Origin of the sequence: Epilithonimonas hungarica, from assembly GCF_900102265.1 — a bacterium.
GTDB lineage: Bacteria > Bacteroidota > Bacteroidia > Flavobacteriales > Weeksellaceae > Epilithonimonas > Epilithonimonas hungarica.
Genome location: NZ_FNBH01000002.1, coordinates 647,742 through 664,870, shown reverse-complemented (window position 1 = coordinate 664,870; position 17,129 = coordinate 647,742). Strand labels below are relative to the sequence as shown.

Here is a 17,129-nt window from a genome sequence, read left to right as displayed (position 1 = left end):
GCCACAAATAAACTTTGTGGCTTTTTATTTTGACAAATTCACGGTATAAAATATTTGCTGGCTTTTATGTTAAAATTACTTCTTCAAATTCAAAAAATAATTCCAGATCAAACGGATCTCACCATAATCAAAATCCGATGGCAAAGCGGCTTTCCAATCATTGATATTATCTTTCGGACTCTGTTTGAAAATCTTTTCAAAAGCGGTCACTTTTTCCTTAGGATAGATTCTCAGCAAATCATTTCTGTCCAGTAGATTCTGCTCTGCATATTTTGACAAATGTCCGAAAATTGTGGAATTGACCAAGCCTCTTTCTCTTGCGATCTCAGAAACTGTTTTCCCGTCTTGGAACAATTGATAGGTCAAAACGTGTGTCGGAACTTTCTTGATTGCCATAGAAACTTCTACATCTTTTTCTTTATCAAATAAAGGTGTTTCCAAAAGATAAACATCTTTCAGATCCTTAAGATAATCTTCAATATCATCCAGCCAGACACGGAAATCTTCGTTGAAAGCTTTCAGGCCTTTTACACCTTTGGTTTCAGAATAAAAATCTTTGAGTGGAGAAAATATTTTCTCATTCACATTTGTGAAAAAGAAATTGACGGCACCTTTAGCTTTGACTTCAATCTCGGTCCATTCCTCCTCACCTTGCAGGAACTTTTGAGTTTTTTGAATTAAGATTCTCTCGAATTTCTGAAAAATAGTAATGTAATTTTCAATGTCAGCTTTCAAACAATGATAAAGATAATCAGCTTTTTCCTTATCGATGAACTTACTGCTTCGGCTGATGACCATCCAGTTTTCCAAAGCGGATTGAAACCAAACACAGTCAATTCTTCTGATGACTTTTTGGATGCTGTAATTGTATTTTTCAGAATTAAGGATTTCCTCAATTTTCGAATTGGCGTGCGTCTCATCCTGAAACTTCGAAACCCGTTTGTCAGAGAAAATAACTTCAGGTGTGATCTTGGATTTCAAAATAATTCCTTCCAAAGTTCGGCAACGTGATAATGCGACATAAACCTGCCCGGAAGCAAAACTTTTCCCCGCATCGATGATCAGCCTGTCGAATGTCAAACCTTGACTTTTATGGATGGTAACCGCCCAGGCCAGACGGATAGGGAATTGTTTGAAACTTCCCAAGACTTCTTCTTTGATATTCTTTTCATCATCAAGGGAATATTTTTTCTGTTCCCAGGTTTCCGCTTTCAAAGTGATCTCTTCCTCGCTTCCGTCAAGGATCACAGAGATTTCATCTTCGTCGAGATATGAGATCTGAGCGAGTTTTCCATTGTAATATTTTTTGTCGGATGACGTGTCATTTCGGATGAACATGATCTGTGCACCAACTTTCAGTTCCAGAACCTCATCATTCGGATACTGTGTTTCCTTGAAATCGCCAACAACATCTGCAATGTAAGTATGAGATTTTCCGCCAAGCTCTTTTATCTTTTTTTGATTGATGTCATCCGCCATTTTGTTGTGCGAACAGAGATAGACATAAGCCTCATCTATTGGATCAAAGTCGGGCTGATATCTTTCATTTAATGCGTCGAAGTCTATATCCTCGGTAATCCCGTCCCGGATGGCATTTAAGATTGCGAGAAAATGTTCATCGGTCTGTCGATAAACTTTGGTGAGCTCCAATGTGATGAAATTACTGCCTTCCAAAGCTTTGGCGTGAAAGAAAAAAGGCGATGAATAATACATCGAAAGAACATGTTCATCCCTTACCACAGGAGGCAGCTGATAAAGGTCACCAATGAACAACATCTGAACACCACCGAATTTCTGCTGATTCCTGCGGACGTGTCTCAGGGAAAAATCCATCATATCCAGAACATCTGCACGAAGCATCGATGCTTCATCAATAATAATGATCTCGATCTCCCGAAGAAGTTTCAGTTTATCTTTTCGGTATTTGAAATGGACCATCAGGTCTGCAATATTGTTCGCCAGATTTTGGTTGATTCTTTCTGTGGTCGGGAGAAAGGTCCTGAGCGGCAATCCAAACATAGAATGTATGGTAACACCGCCAGCATTGATAGCTGCGATTCCTGTTGGTGCAACTACAATGTGTTTTTTCTTGGTTTTTTTTACAAAATCGTTCAGAAATGTAGTCTTTCCGGTCCCTGCTTTTCCGGTGAGGAAAATGCTTCGGTTGGTATGTTCTACGATTTCAAAAAGAGAGTCATTCATCGATTCAAAGATAAAGAATCAGGAGAGACGAATCAAGTTTAAAGAAAACAGAAAAAAATTGAAAGAGCGAAGAAAATTATTTAATCCTATCCGGATTTTGTTTTAAAAAGCTATCCCAACCGGAATAAGATTTGTCTGTCAAAATATTTCCTGAATTGAAATGATGACAAACCGCAACGGCCAAACCATCGGAAGCGTCAAGATATTTTGTAGGGAATTTTTTTAGTTTCAAAAGGTTTTGTAGCATTCCTGCGACTTGTTCTTTACTGGCATTTCCATTGCCGGTGATTGCCATTTTGATTTTTTTAGGAGAATACTCGATAATAGGAATGTTCCTGTGGAGACTTGCGGCCATTGCGACACCCTGAGCCCGCCCAAGTTTTAGCATACTTTGTACATTTTTCCCAAAGAATGGCGCTTCCAAAGCGGTTTCATCAGGATTATACTCATCGATCAAGGCCAATGTTTTATCGAAAATGACCTTGAGTTTTGTTTCATGATTTTCGTATTTTTTCAGGATCAGTTCGTGGATGGCGATCAGCTCCATTTTACTTCCCTTGACAGAAATAATTCCAAACCCCATTATTGCGGTTCCCGGATCAATTCCTAAAATTACTTTTTCCACTACCATATCTGCAAAATTACAATTATTATTGAGATAATTTTCTATTGAACTATCTTTGCACTCGAATGTAACCGATAGATCTATGAAGTTTTTCATTCCATTTTTTCTTTTTCTCTGTATTAATACTTTTTCTCAAAATGCTGACAGTCTGAACATGGAGATTGGTAATGTTGAAATTGAAAGTTCCCAAATTAATGCTAAAGCAACTATTGGCAGACAATTGGTCTTGGATGGCAAACAGATCGTGGATAACATTTTTCACAGTTATTCCAGACCTTATTATTGGAAAAAGGACAATTGGTTGGACTTTGGAGGTGTGGCAATTGGAACTGTTTTATTGTATTCTGTAGATAATGACACCAGTCGTTTTTTTATGAAACAAGGAGAAAAAGCGCCAGAGTTTCTTAAAGGTTTTGGTTATTATTTTGGAAGCCCGCAAAACAATTATGGGATAACCAGCGCGGTATATCTTACAGGACTTTTTACCAAAAATGACAAAATAAGAAATACTGGTATTCTGATGATCTCATCGGCGACTACGGCGGGATTAATACAAACATTTGCCAAAGCGCTGGTTGGGCGTGCTCGTCCCGGAGCTGGTGAAGGTAAATCCCATTTTGAACCTTTTAGTGGGCAGCCTGCATATAGATCGTTTCCATCGGGGCATACGATTTTGGTCGCTACAACAATGTTCTCATTGGCCAAGCAATTTGAAAATCCCTGGGTAAAAGCCGGGATCTATTCTGTTGGATCTATTACACCAGTGTCAAGGATGTGGGATGGTGCGCATTTTTTCTCGGATGTTTTTCTCAGTGCGGCAATCAGCTATTTTGTAGTAGAGGGAACTTATCGGTATATGAATCATTTTGATGATAAAAAATATCGAATTATAAAATGGAATATCAATGCTTCTCCAAATATGTTAGGAATTACAGGTATTTTTTAAATTAATCACATTTCCGTATGCAATAATATAGTAAATAGTTAATTTTTTCATAAAAACTGACTGAGTAATCTATTTTAATAGAAATAGTCTTTAATTTTAGAAACCTAAAAATTTAACTATAGAAACATGAAGAATTTTCTACTGACTGCGGCGGTCGTGTTCTATGCAGGTTATGCGACACCTGTGTTTTCTCAAAAAGCCGAAACTCCAAAATTTATCAGTAACACAGAAGGAATCAAAGAATATTCCTTGAGCAACGGAATGAAAGTTCTTTTACTTTCCGATCCTTCTCAAAGTAACGCTGTTGTGAATATCGTTTATAATGTTGGTTCCAAACACGAAGGTTATGGCGAGAAAGGAATGGCGCACTTGCTGGAACACATGCTGTTCAAAAGTACGAAAAAGCTAGGAGATATCAAGAAAATGTTGTCTGACAAAGGAGGTAACGCCAACGGAACAACTTGGTACGACAGAACCAATTATTATGAAGTATTTCCTTCTAATGATGAGAATCTGAAATGGTTCCTGGAAATGGAAGCAGACAGAATGGTGAATGCAACAATTCTTCAGTCAGACCTTGATAAGGAATTTTCAGTCGTAAGAAACGAGTTTGAGATCGGGGAAAACAATCCAGGCGGTGTATTGATGGAGCGTATAGTTTCTACAGCCTATCTTTGGCATAACTACGGAAACAGTACGATCGGAAGTAAAGAAGATGTTGAAAGAGTAAAGGCGGTGACGCTGAGAAAATTCTACGAAAAATATTATCAGCCAGACAATGCAACTTTGATTGTTGCTGGAAAATTTGATGAGAAAAAAGCTTTGGAATATATTACTCAATATTTTTCAACCATTCCAAAACCTGCCAGAGTTCTTGAAACGCCTTACACTGTTGAACCAGCTCAGGACGGAGAGCGTTTTGTAGAACTGAAACGTTCCGGCGATAGTAAAGTAATAGGTGCGCTCTATCATACGGCACCTTATGCGGACAAAGATTACGCAGCGTTGGATGCATTGCAGGAAGTATTGACGGCCGACCCTTCCGGTTATCTTTATAAAGCAATGATCGATACACATAAAGCAGCTTCTGTTTATGCTTATCAACCATTGGTAAGAGACGCAAGTTATTTGTATTTTGGGTTGGATGTTCCGGCTGATAAAGATGTGAAAGCCACTGAAAACGATTTCCGTGCAGCATTGGACAAAATCGCTACTACAAAATATACAGAGCAAGATGTGGCAAGAGCGAAAGCTAAGTTGCTGAAGCAAATCGAGAATATTAAGAACAACACTATCAATTTCGCAATTAATTTGACTGAGATCGTAGGTGCAGGTAATTACAAATTAGGCTTCCTTTACAGAGATGCAGTTGAGAAATTGACTGTAGCAGATGTTCAAAGAGTCGCTGAGAAATATTTTAGAACGAACAACAGAACAGTTGGTGTTTTCATGCCGGCAAAAGATGAGGTAAGAGTTAAGAATATCGAATATACCAATGAACAGATTGCTTCTCTGACCAACGATTACAAAGGGAAAGCTCTTGAAAAAGAAGCGGCACCTTTCGAAGCGAGTATCAAAAATCTGAAAGCTAATTTGACAGAAGGCAAATTAAGCAACGGAATGAAATACGGTTTGATCAAAAAAGATATCAAAGGTGGTAAAGTGCTTGGAAGCTTCAAATTTCCAGTAAGTAATGCTAAAGATTTAAATGGCAAATCTGATGTAGGTTCTCTGATGGCCCAGGTTCTTAAAACAGGAACTAAGTCTCACACCAAAGAACAGATCCAGGATATGCTGGACCAATGGAAATCTAACGTCAATTTCGGATTCAGTGGCCAGACATTATTCGTGAATTTCAGTACTTACAAAGAAAGCCTACCAAAAGTAACGGCTCTTATCAAGGAAATCCTGACAGAATCTACTTTCCCGGAGGCAGAATTGGCAAAAACAATCAACGAGTACAATACTTATCTTGAAAGTTCACTGAATGACCCGCAGTCAATAGCGTTCACAGAGATTGAAAAAATCACTGAGAATTATCCTAAAGAAAGTATCTATTACACGGCTTCTACTCAGGAACAGATTGATAACAACAAGAAAGTGAAGAGAGAGCAATTGGTAGACTTCTATAACAAGATCTTAGGCGGAAACAACGGTGTTGGTTCTGTTATCGGAGATGTTGACAGCAAAACGGTTGCAGGATTATTGGAATCAACTTTCGGAAAATGGAATTCAAAATCAACCTACGAATACATTAAGCCGGAATTATTTGCAACCAAAAAACAAGACAAAGAATATCTCACACCAGATAAAGAAAATGGTGCAGCGGTTGGGAAGATCAGTTTCTCTATGGACAGAAAATCTCCGGATTATCCAGCTTTCGTTATTGCCAACGAAATGTTAGGAAGCGGTGGTTTCTTAACGGCGAGAATCCCAACCAGACTTCGTGAGAAAGAAGGAATCAGCTATGGCGCAGGTTCTTACATCAATGTTCCTATTGATAACAACGTCGCATCCTGGGCTTGGTATGCGTTCTTCAACCCGACCAAAAAAGATGCAGTGAGCAAAGCTTTGAAGGAAGAAGTTAACAAAGCAGTAAAAGACGGTTTCACAGAAGAGGAATTCAAATCTAATTTAACATCTTGGCTCAACTCGAGAAAAACAGGTCTAGGAAACGACAATACCTTGATGGGATTGGTTAACTCTCAGCTTCAGTATGGCCAGTCTTTGGATGAGTATGATGCTTTGGAAGCAAAAGTTTCTGCATTGAAGGTATCTCAGGTGAACGATGTTCTAAAAAAATACATCAGCGAAGATAAGTTGACTTCTGTATTTGCAGGAGATTTCAATAAAAAATAATTAAAAAGATTATTCAAAAAATAACCCTTTCAAAGTTCCAAACTCTGAAAGGGTTTTCTTTTTTATCAAACACTTTGTCAGGCTGAGGCTCTCGAAGCCCGCAAGAAAAGAATAAATCAATAACGAATACAATATCCACATTTTTGTCATTCCGGAGGAATCTCAACATATTATTAAAAATGTAGCTCTTAGAGATGAATCTATTAATCTGTAAATTCTTATTATTCAAATTTTTCTTTTTTCCCGCGTATATTTTTTTCCTTCATAAAATAAAGGATATGATGCCAAATCGGATTGTATTTTCATTGAAAGGCCATCCAAATCGGGATATATAGTAAACCTATTCACATTTAATTTATCTAAATCTTTTTTTATGGATTCTTTATATGCTGACGGAATTACTATTTTACATAAATATTTAAGTTTATCCTGCTCTTCCAGTAAATCATTAAAACTTTTAATTTGTAAATTTTTCTGCAGAGGATGTAATATAAAACATCCATCTTGAGCCTTGACTCTTTCATTAATTTGAAAAGGTCTAACTAAATGATATTCATTTTCATTGTTAAGATTTTTATTTACATAATCATATGTATGTCCTTGATTTGGAAGAAATTCATATACACAACAATCAGATTCTAAAGAAGAGTTTTCTACTGCAAAAAATAAGGCAATTAATGGACTATCTGTCCAATCTAATAACCTAGTGGGTAATCCGTGATGTTGAGCAACTACCATTAAATCAAGCCTATCTTTGATGTTATATTTTTCAAGTAAATTAATTCCTTTCCTATGAAAATCATCAAGAATATAATTTTCATAGGTTTCATAGTTTGGTAATATTTCTGCTTTAGAATTATCATTAATGGATATTTGAAGCCTATAAAATGAAGGAGTTAGCTTCCACTCTTTATCTCTTTGTCCACGATAAATACATTTCATAATTAATGATTCTCGTATTTCTAAACAATTAATAAATTCGATTAAAGATGTAACAGTTATTTCTTGCATTATAATAAATTGATAAACTTCTTTTGTAAATATAATTATAATTCATAAAAACGACTCTATCAAAATCCCAAACAAAAACCCGCTTCAAATAGTTGAAGCGGGCTAATTTATTTTGTAATTCTAAGGTCAGAAACAATGATCTTGTAATGGTCACAATCCTCAAAACAGATTCCGTTTTCTTTCCAATAAGGATTTTTCGGTTCTAGAATCGGAACTTTGTAATATTCAAGATTCGCAACGATCTTCTGAAACTCTTCCAAAGTTTCCGGATAGAAAACCAGGATATCATCATCATCGAATTTAGATTTCGGAAGATTGCCGTCCTGCGTAAATTCCAAATGCCAATTCTCATTTTCCTTCCCAAGAAAAACCCCGGCATAACCATTATGTTCCTTGAAATCTCCGAGAACTTTAAAGTCCAAAACCTTGGTGTAAAAACCAATCAGTTTTTCCAGATTCTGAGTATGTCGTGCATATCGGAAAATCATTTTAATTTTTGTTTGAAGTTATATTTTATCGCAAAGGCACAAGATTAAAAAAATAATAAATAAGAAGGTGCAAAGATTTTATCTTCGATAAAATAACGATTTGATGAGCGAAGCGTCTTTGCGACTCTTAAAAACATTCAGCAGTTAAAAAACTTTGCGACTTTGCGTTAAAAAAAGCAGAACTTAAAATTGAGACAATTTCTCTTCAGATAAAATCTTCACAACATTCACCCAATTTGGGTCTTCATTCAAACAAGGAATATAATCGAATCTCTCGCCTCCGCCGTGCAGGAAAATCTCTTTTCCCTCCACAGAGATCTCCTCTAAAGTTTCCAAACAATCTGACACAAAAGCGGGACAAACAATAGCCAGTTTCTTGATACCTTTCTTACCAAGACCTTCCAGTGTGGCGTCTGTGTAAGGTTCCATCCACTTGTCTTTACCCAATCGTGATTGGAAAGTGACCAAGACTTTTTCCTTGGGCAAACCTAATTTCTCACGAACCAACTCCGTCACTTTATAACATTGATGTCTGTAACAGTATTTATGCGAAGGAAGATTATCTTTCTGGCAGCAGTTATCCATACTGCAGGTCTTCGTTGGGTCGGTTTTATAGATGTGTCTTTCCGGAACGCCGTGATACGAGAATTGAAGCAAATCAAAATCTGGAGGCAACTTTTCGCCAATACTTTTCGCCAAAGCATTGATATAGATCTCTCTATTATAAAACGGCTGAACATAATTGATCTTGATATCCGGAAAGAATTTCAGTCGAACTTCTTCCGCTTTGTCGATCACGGTTTCTGTTGTACTCATCGCATATTGCGGATAAAGCGGAACCAGCGTGATTTCCGTAATGCCTTTGTCCACCAATTCCTGAATCCCGGTTTGTATCGATGGTTCGGCATAACGCATTCCCAAACCGACCGGAACATCCACGATCTCCTGAAGCCTCTGCTGAAGATGTTTAGAAATCACGATCAAAGGCGAACCTTCGTCAGTCCAGACTGTTTTGTAAGCTTCCGCCGATTTCTTTGGCCTGGTTTTCAAAATAATCCCCTGAACCAATAATGCTCGGAAAATCCAGCGATAATCGATAACTTTCTCGTCCATCAGGAATTCGTCCAGATAATCTTTTACATCTTTTACATCCGTCGATTTCGGCGAACCTAGGTTGACCAATAGAATTCCTTTTTTGTTGTTTGATTGACTCGGCATACTTATTTGTTAAAGCAATATTTTTCCATTCAGTAGGAAACGTTTCCTACTGAATGACAAATTTAATGATTAAATTAATTTTAGTTTCATTGCCAGGCTGAGGCTCTTGAAGCCTTTATCCATTCACGGCTTCCACATTTTCAACCAATTCCGGAACGAACTGTTTAAGGATGCTTTGGATTCCGTTTTTCAACGTTGCTGTGGAAGACGGACAACCGCTGCAGGCTCCTTGAAGAAGCATTTTTGCTGTTTTATTTTCTTGGTCGTATTCGATCAGAGATATTTTTCCACCGTCATTTTCTACAGCCGGAGCAACATATTCGTTCAGGATATCACTGATTTTCTGCTCATCATTCGTATATTCTCTGTTGATGATTTTCAGAACAGGGTTCTCGTGCTGATGAGGTTCGGCATTTGAAATGGTTTTCCCGGCCTGCAAAAATTCTGCAATGAAAGAACGAACCTGATTCATGATCTCGTGCCATTGAAATTGTTCATCTCTGGTCACAGCAACAAAATTATCACTCACATAAACTTCTTTCACAAAATCAAATGCTTCATATAATTCCTGCGCCAAAGGAACGCTTTCCGATTCTTCTCTAGACTTCACTTCAATAAATCCGTCCATCAACATTTTGCTGGAAATGAATTTCATAACTGCAGGATTTGGGGTCATCTCAGAATAGATCTGATACATTTCTTTTCTTTTCTGAAGATAGATTCTAGGATTGGCCAAAAGCTCATCTTCGATAATATTTTTCAGACTTTCTGCAACATGTTCCCATTCCACAGTATCTTCTTTTGCAACGGCAATGAAATTGGCTGTGATGAAGATTCTGTTCACGAAAGGATAATTAAACAATTCCTGAGCCAACGGGATTTCGGAAATGTCAGAATCGCGGTCAAGTTCTAATGAACCTGGAATGAGATTGTAGTCTGTTACAAACTTCATCACCTTCGGATTCTCTGTAGGTTCTATTATGATTTCTTTCATTTGTTCTATTTATTTTTTAATTGTGATGTAACATTCAGACTGCAGTTTTCAGAAACTGACAAAAGTTATAGCTGAATGTTTCATTTTAAGTCTATTGAACTACAAAATTATCGTAAATTGGTGGAAGAAAAAAGCCGATAAATCCCAATGTTATGTTAAGTTTTGATTATGAGAAGCTTTGCGGATTTTCGATTTTTTCTATTGGTTTGATTTTGGCTAAATGAATGTCAAAATTTGATTGGAAAACCAATCTGCGCCCCGGCCTGAACGGAGCTCTTTTTATTTTTTTCCCGGAAAAATAAAAAAGCGGGAGTGGAGGACGGATAAAGGCGCCCAAATATTTATAATTCTAAAAATAAAATAATGGCAATTATCAGAGAGCTTTTAGGAAAAACGCCTCAGTTGGGGGAAAATACTTTTGTGGCAGAAACGGCGGTAATTATTGGTGATGTTACGATGGGAAAAGATTGCAGCATTTGGTACAATGCAGTTTTGAGAGGCGATGTTCATTTCATCAAAATGGGCGACAAAGTGAATGTTCAGGACAATGTGATGATACATTGCACTTACCAAAAAAGTCCGACGACGATTGGAAGCAATGTTTCGATTGGTCATAATGCAATTGTTCACGGATGTACAATCAAAGATAATGTGCTGATCGGAATGGGAGCAATCGTAATGGATGATTGTATCGTGGAAAGCAATTCGATTATCGCGGCGGGTGCTGTTGTAACGGCTAACACGATTATCAAAGAAGGCGAAATTTGGGCTGGCGTTCCTGCAAAAAAAGTGAAGGATGTGTCTCAGAATCTTGTAGAAGGCGAGATCAATAGAATAGCCAATAACTATGTTAAATACTCCAGCTGGTACAAAGAGGAATAGGTTGGTATAAAGATTGAATTTCCCAAAGAAATTTAAACGATGAATAAGCTTAAATCTTTTTGGGAGGTTCTGAAGGAAACCTTTGGTGAATGGATGTCTTCGTCAGCAGCCAAAGACAGTGCGGGTATGGCCTACAATGCAATATTTTCTTTGCCGGGATTGTTGATCATCATCATCTGGGTTACCGGGCATTTCTTTGGTGAAGAAGCGGTAAATGGAGAAATCAGGCGTCAGCTTCAAGGAATAATGGGTTATGATGGTGCTAAAAGCATCCAGGATATTATTGCAAGTGCGATGATTGATAAAGAAAATTTCTGGATGAAAGCTCTCGGCGTTGGAACTTTGGTCTTTGGTGCAACCAGCTTATTCTTCCAAATGCAGACCACACTCAATAATCTTTGGGATGTGGAAGCGGCACCCAAGAAGGCCTGGCAGAAATTCATCCTTGACAGAGCTAATTCCCTTGGGATGATTCTCATCATCGCATTCCTTCTTTTGACAAGTATGTTGCTTTCGTCTGTTATTGGTTTGGCCAATCAATGGATCACAAGATATTTCGGAATGGAAACTTATGTGATTGTCCAGGCTAGTAATTTCATTTTAGGATTTGCTGTCGTTACAGTTTTGTTTGCTTTTATGTTCAAAGTGCTACCAGATGTGGAAATCAAATGGAAATCGGTTTGGATTGGAGCAATTGTTACGGCCCTACTTTTCAATATCGGGAAAATGCTGATGAGTTTTTATTTCGATTTTTCAAAACCAACGTCCATTTTCGGAGCGGCAGGAACTGTGATTTTGCTGATGATGTGGATTAATTATTCCTGTCAGCTCGTGTTTTTCGGGGCAGAATTTACCAAGGTTTACGCTTACAAAAGAGGACACAAAATCATACCCTCCAAACACGCTAAGTGGAGCAAAGAAAAATTATACCGAGATGTTGAGGAACAAAAAAAACAACTTGCTCTCCAGAATTCAGAACCTATTTAAATACAGGCTTTTCATTTTCACAAACGATATTCTCAGGTTGCATTACCAGCATACAATCTGAAACCAGATTATACTTCTTATTGTAATCCGCGGCTCTCTGATTGTAAAGATTGACTTTTTCGAGAAACTTCACTTCATCAATTTTATTAGAATAAGCAATGTAGCTTACAGGTCCGCCACAAGCTTTTGCTCCTAATCCAATGGTTTTCCAATCGGCGGGATTGGTGCATTTTTCACTTTTTGCCATTGCAAGGATTTCAGATTTCAGATTCTCCATTTCGTTTGATTCCTGTTGAGTCAGATTGCCAGCGCTATCTACGGGTCTTTCAGGAAGCGGTTTTGGAAGTGTGTCCGGATTAATGGTTGATTTACAAGAAAATGAAACCATAATTATTCCTAAGCAAAACCATAATTTTTTCATAAAATACTTTTTGAGTGTGTCATCAAATATGATACCTATAAATTTAATATAAATAAAATTAAAAAATGGTACAGATTTAGATATTAGGCAAAACCTAATACTATTTGTAACAAATTAACGTTTTAAAATACAAATTATGATGAATTTATAATCAATGAAAAATACTAACACTCATAAAATGAATTGGTTTCAGCATTTTCTGATGATTTGTTCCGGCGGGAATATTCATTTGCTGAAAAAATCGCCTTCCGAATGGAACAAGTTTGCAGGAATCGGGGGAATCGTTTTGTTTACTGCGATTTTTGCAACATTATCGGCAGGTTATGCGATGTTTACCGTTTTTGATAATATTTGGGCTTCCGTTGGGTTTGGAATTCTTTGGGGATTGATGATCTTCAACCTCGATAGATATATTGTTTCCTCGATCAAGAAAACCGGAACTTGGTGGAATCAGGTTTTGATGACCATTCCGCGTTTGATTTTGGCAACGTTTCTCGGAATTATTATTTCAAAGCCTCTTGAGCTGAAAATCTTCGAAAAGGAAGTTAACAAACAACTAAATACGATTATTCAAAGAAATAAGAAACAATTGCAGGCAGAGATGAGCGGAAGGATTTTGCAGCAATCCGGACCTTTTGATTTGGAGAAGAAACAAATCCAGAATCAAATCAAAACTTATCAATTAGCTTATGACTCGGCCTCTGTAGAATTGGAAAAAGAAATTTTGGGTAAACAATCTGGTTTAACAAGTGGAAAAGTGGGATTCGGAACCAATGCGAAACGTAAGTCTGAATTGAAAGAACAGAAACGGGCCGACCTGGAAAATTACCAAAAACAACAGCAAGAGCGTTTGCAATATCTTGACAAAGAAATCTCAAAAGTCTATTCCAATCTTGAAACCGAAAGAAAATCAACAGAAGGTATCGAAGATAAATTCAATGGTTTTGCGGCAAGACTACAGGCATTGGATGAATTGGGGAAAAACTCGGCAATCATTGCTTTGGCAGCAAGTTTTATTATGGGATTGTTTGTCTGTCTTGAAATTTCACCAGTTTTGATAAAACTAATTTCTTCGGTCGGTCCTTACGATTATCTTTTGGAAAAAACAGAAAATGAGTTCAGGCTTTATTCTAAGGAGAAAATAAGGAAAGGAAATTCTTTGACAGATTATCGGATTGACGATTTTGAAGATGATCTTAAAATTAGAAAAGATAAAAAACAGGATAATACATAAAAAGAAAAGCTTCCAAATCCGGAAGCTTTATTTATTTTAAATCGCCAACTAAAAAGGGCTGTTCGGCGTTATCATTATAATCTCTCATAAATCCAATTTCTTTCGATTTTGTAATCTCGGATTTTGAAGTTCCGGAAAACCCATCCCCAAAATCGATACTAAAATCGATATAACTCAATCTGTTTTTTGTAAACTGGATCTTATTATAAACAAGAATGATGTTTTTTTCCTTCAGATTCTTTTGCAGGCTCATCAAGTCCTGCCTCGTCATTTCTTTGTTGAAAACAACAGCTATCACTTTCTTATTAGGAGTGAAAGAAAGCATTCCGAAAACAAAAACAGATAAAAATAATATTGAGAATAGGACCTTCTTTTTCATTGCAAAAAACTAAGCTGCAAATTTATTAAGTTATTTGATAATCAACGTTAATTTGAGCATTATTTTATAAAAAATATAGAAATTTTGAAATTGGCCGTTAAAAATGAATGGTGGTAAACAAATTTTATTGTTTCCAATACTTGTTCTAAATATTTGTTTCTTAATTATTTATAATTAAAAATTACAAAAGCATATTGAGGATGTAAACGTTAAAATTAGAAATCAATGCCAAAAATTAAATGTTTGTTTGTTTTTTTTGAAAAATAATTAATAACTTTGGCTTCCTAATTTTAAAATTTAATTATTATGAAAAGAATTTTATCTTTTTCTTTAACAGCGGTGATGGCTTTTACTGCTTATTCGCAAAGTCTTTGGACAGACAATTTTGAAACCTACAGTGTGGGCAATTTAAATACCCAAGGAGGTTGGGCCAGAGATGGCGGAGGAAATGCAAACTGGACCCAGGTTGCTAATATTGATGCTGCTCACGGCAAATCTTTTAAATTGGCTAGTATTGCTGCTAATGAAGGTGTATGGCATTTTCATAGTACTAACTGGGAAGGTAGATCTAGTGCAAATAATATATTTGTATTAGAATTTGACTATTATACAGGAACTGGAGGTGCAGGAGGTGCAGGAGTTGTGCAAATTTATGATGTTGATGCTGGTTTTGAGCAGCCATTCGAAATTGGATGGAGTCAAGATGATGGCTATTTGTATATAGCTGACCAATTAGACGGCGAGATACTTGTTGATCAGGTTACAACTAATACTTGGTATCATATTAAAGCGGCTTATGATAAAACAACAGGTGAAGTAAGTGCTCAAGTTAACGGTGGTGATGTTATAAGCTATTTTGGTACTCCTGATTTGAATCCACAAGAATTTGATGTATTGTTATCGGGTATATCTACTAGCGGTTTTGATAATATCGTTGCAAGTGCAACTAATACAAGTCCTTTCTTGGCTGTGTCTGATGTAACTAAAAAATCTTCTGTAAGCGTTTATCCAAATCCTGCTACAGATGTTGTTAATATCAAATCTGATAAGAAAGTAGAATCCGTGTCTATCTATGATGCAGCAGGTAAAATTGTAAAAACTACAGCTGAAACGTCTATTAATGTAGAGAATTTTGCTAAAGGTTCTTACATCGTAAGCATTAAATATGCTGATGGTTCTAAAGAATCTACAAAAGTTATCAAGAAGTAATTCCTGCAACTTTAAGTAAATTTTAAGAGCTACAGAAATGTAGCTCTTTTTTATGTATAATTTTTGTAAAAAACTCCGAGTCATTAGTCATTAAATGATTCGGAGTTTTATTGTAATAAAATAAATCCTTTTACAAAGAGTAATTCGGAGCTTCTTGCGTAATAATCACATCGTGTGGATGGGATTCTTTCAAACCACTTCCTGTTATCATTACCAATTTTGAATCTTTTTGCAAAGTTTCGATATCCTTTGCACCGCAATAACCCATTCCTGCTCGCAAACCGCCAGTCAATTGAAAAATCACATCTTCCAGTTTTCCTTTGTGAGGAACTCTTCCTTCGATTCCTTCCGGAACAAATTTTTTGGCTTCACTCTGGAAATAACGCTCTTTTCCGCCACGTTTCATTGCAGAAAGAGAACCCATTCCCTGATAAGATTTGAATTTTCTTCCCTGGAAGATAATTTCTTCTCCTGGAGCTTCATCTGTTCCAGCAAGAAGTGAACCCAGCATTACAGCGCCAGCACCACTTGCAATGGCTTTTACAATGTCTCCGGAAAGTTTGATTCCACCATCAGCGATAACAGCTACATTTTTCTTTTTCGCAAATTCGTAAACGTTATAGATTGCTGATAATTGAGGAACGCCGACACCGGCAACGACTCTGGTTGTACATATAGAACCTGGCCCAACACCAACTTTAAGAACATTAGCACCAGCTTTTATCAAATCTTTTGCAGCTTCAGCAGTTACGATGTTTCCACCAACGATGTCAAGGTCTGGGAATGTTTTTCTGATTTCAGAGATTTTATCCAAAACACCTTTCGAATGTCCGTGAGCTGAATCAATGGCGACAATGTCAACACCAGCTTTTACCAATGCTGTGATTCTTTCAATTGTGTCTTCACCAACGCCAACTCCAGCCCCAACGATAAGACGGCCGTTTTGGTCTTTGTTGGCATTCGGATATTCTAATTGATTGTCGATATCTTTTATTGTAATTAATCCAACGAGTTTGTTTTTCTTATCAACAATTGGAAGTTTCTCGATTCTGTTTTTCAGCAAAATTTCTTTCGCTTTTTCAAGATTCGTTGTTTTATCAGATGTGATAAGGTTTTCTTTCGTCATTATTTCCTCAACCTTAACTTCAAGATTTTCTTGATATTTCACATCACGGTTGGTAATGATACCGATGAGGTAATTGTTTTTGTCAACGACAGGAAGTCCGGAAATTTTATATTTTGCCATCAGTTCTTTGGCTTCTGCCAAAGTATGGTCTTTTGACAAAGTCACTGGGTCGGCAATCATTCCGTTTTCGGAACGTTTCACGCTGTTGACTTGTGATGCCTGTTCGGCAATTGTCATATTTTTGTGAATAAATCCAAGACCGCCGACTCTTGCCAATGCAATCGCCAATTCTGCTTCTGTAACCGTATCCATCGCTGCGGAAACAATCGGGACATTAAGCGAAATTTTGTCTGTAAGTCTTGATTTTAGGGAAACCTGGTTAGGTAAAACTTCTGAATAAGAAGGAACTAGAAGCACGTCATCGAAAGTGATGGCTGTCTCTACAATTTTGTTATGAATAGACATCTTTACTTTCTTTGCAAAATTAAGCTATTTTTATGGAATTTGAAAATATCGTAATTTATTTTATAAATAATTAATATTCAGGG

15 protein-coding genes are annotated in these 17,129 nt (G+C 36.8%); 6 read left to right on the top strand and 9 right to left on the bottom strand.

Going from position 1 to position 17,129, the window contains the following annotated elements:
- Positions 1-75: 75 nt before the first annotated feature.
- Positions 76-2,202 (bottom strand): helix-turn-helix domain-containing protein, encoded by a 2,127-nt coding sequence (locus BLT30_RS10230; protein ID WP_089873441.1) that lies wholly within the window; start codon positions 2,200-2,202, stop codon positions 76-78.
- 76 nt (positions 2,203-2,278) lie between these two features.
- Positions 2,279-2,833: a crossover junction endodeoxyribonuclease RuvC gene (gene ruvC / locus BLT30_RS10225; RefSeq protein WP_089873440.1), complete on the bottom strand. Its 555-nt coding sequence runs from the start codon at positions 2,831-2,833 to the stop codon at positions 2,279-2,281.
- A gap of 76 nt (positions 2,834-2,909) precedes the next feature.
- On the opposite strand from ruvC, the gene BLT30_RS10220 reads away from it, so the two are divergent.
- Positions 2,910-3,773, top strand: coding sequence for a phosphatase PAP2 family protein (locus tag BLT30_RS10220; protein WP_089873439.1), 864 nt, complete (start codon positions 2,910-2,912; stop codon positions 3,771-3,773).
- A gap of 126 nt (positions 3,774-3,899) precedes the next feature.
- Positions 3,900-6,632 carry a M16 family metallopeptidase gene (locus tag BLT30_RS10215; RefSeq protein WP_089873438.1) on the top strand — a complete coding sequence of 911 codons (2,733 nt, stop codon included), beginning with the start codon at positions 3,900-3,902 and terminating at the stop codon, positions 6,630-6,632.
- A gap of 225 nt (positions 6,633-6,857) precedes the next feature.
- Here BLT30_RS10215 and BLT30_RS10210 read toward each other — a convergent pair whose 3' ends face one another.
- The 4 genes from BLT30_RS10210 to BLT30_RS10195 form a co-directional block, all read right to left on the bottom strand.
- Positions 6,858-7,643, bottom strand: coding sequence for an FRG domain-containing protein (locus BLT30_RS10210; protein ID WP_089873437.1), 786 nt, complete (start codon positions 7,641-7,643; stop codon positions 6,858-6,860).
- Between the two features lie 107 nt (positions 7,644-7,750).
- A complete protein-coding gene (locus BLT30_RS10205) occupies positions 7,751-8,131 on the bottom strand; it encodes a VOC family protein (protein WP_089873436.1) in 381 nt (126 codons plus the stop codon).
- Between the two features lie 183 nt (positions 8,132-8,314).
- A complete protein-coding gene (hemH, locus tag BLT30_RS10200) occupies positions 8,315-9,349 on the bottom strand; it encodes a ferrochelatase (protein ID WP_089873435.1) in 1,035 nt (344 codons plus the stop codon).
- Positions 9,350-9,464: 115 nt separating this feature from the next.
- On the bottom strand, positions 9,465-10,343 hold the full coding sequence (locus BLT30_RS10195) for a NifU family protein (protein ID WP_089873434.1): 879 nt from the start codon (positions 10,341-10,343) through the stop codon (positions 9,465-9,467).
- 363 nt (positions 10,344-10,706) lie between these two features.
- Here BLT30_RS10195 and BLT30_RS10190 point away from each other — a divergent pair, with 363 nt between their 5' ends.
- Entirely contained in the window at positions 10,707-11,225 is a 519-nt protein-coding gene (locus BLT30_RS10190) for a gamma carbonic anhydrase family protein (protein ID WP_089873433.1), read from the top strand.
- A 39-nt stretch (positions 11,226-11,264) separates the two neighbouring features.
- Positions 11,265-12,212: a YihY/virulence factor BrkB family protein gene (locus BLT30_RS10185; protein WP_089873432.1), complete on the top strand. Its 948-nt coding sequence runs from the start codon at positions 11,265-11,267 to the stop codon at positions 12,210-12,212.
- Here BLT30_RS10185 and BLT30_RS10180 read toward each other — a convergent pair.
- Positions 12,205-12,633, bottom strand: coding sequence for a hypothetical protein (locus tag BLT30_RS10180; protein ID WP_139166619.1), 429 nt, complete (start codon positions 12,631-12,633; stop codon positions 12,205-12,207). The genes BLT30_RS10185 and BLT30_RS10180 overlap by 8 nt on opposite strands.
- Positions 12,634-12,811: 178 nt before the next feature.
- Between BLT30_RS10180 and BLT30_RS10175 the strand changes: the two genes are divergently transcribed.
- Positions 12,812-13,867 (top strand): DUF4407 domain-containing protein, encoded by a 1,056-nt coding sequence (locus tag BLT30_RS10175; protein WP_245707157.1) that lies wholly within the window; start codon positions 12,812-12,814, stop codon positions 13,865-13,867.
- Between the two features lie 31 nt (positions 13,868-13,898).
- On the opposite strand, the gene BLT30_RS10170 is transcribed toward BLT30_RS10175, so the two are convergent.
- On the bottom strand, positions 13,899-14,246 hold the full coding sequence (locus BLT30_RS10170; protein ID WP_089873429.1) for a hypothetical protein: 348 nt from the start codon (positions 14,244-14,246) through the stop codon (positions 13,899-13,901).
- A 342-nt stretch (positions 14,247-14,588) separates the two neighbouring features.
- Between BLT30_RS10170 and BLT30_RS10165 the strand changes: the two genes are divergently transcribed.
- Positions 14,589-15,455 carry a T9SS type A sorting domain-containing protein gene (locus tag BLT30_RS10165; protein ID WP_245707169.1) on the top strand — a complete coding sequence of 289 codons (867 nt, stop codon included), beginning with the start codon at positions 14,589-14,591 and terminating at the stop codon, positions 15,453-15,455.
- A gap of 130 nt (positions 15,456-15,585) precedes the next feature.
- Here the strand turns inward: BLT30_RS10165 and guaB are convergent, their stop codons facing one another.
- Positions 15,586-17,046 carry an IMP dehydrogenase gene (guaB, locus tag BLT30_RS10160; RefSeq protein ID WP_089873427.1) on the bottom strand — a complete coding sequence of 487 codons (1,461 nt, stop codon included), beginning with the start codon at positions 17,044-17,046 and terminating at the stop codon, positions 15,586-15,588.
- Between the last annotated feature and the right edge of the window lie 83 nt (positions 17,047-17,129).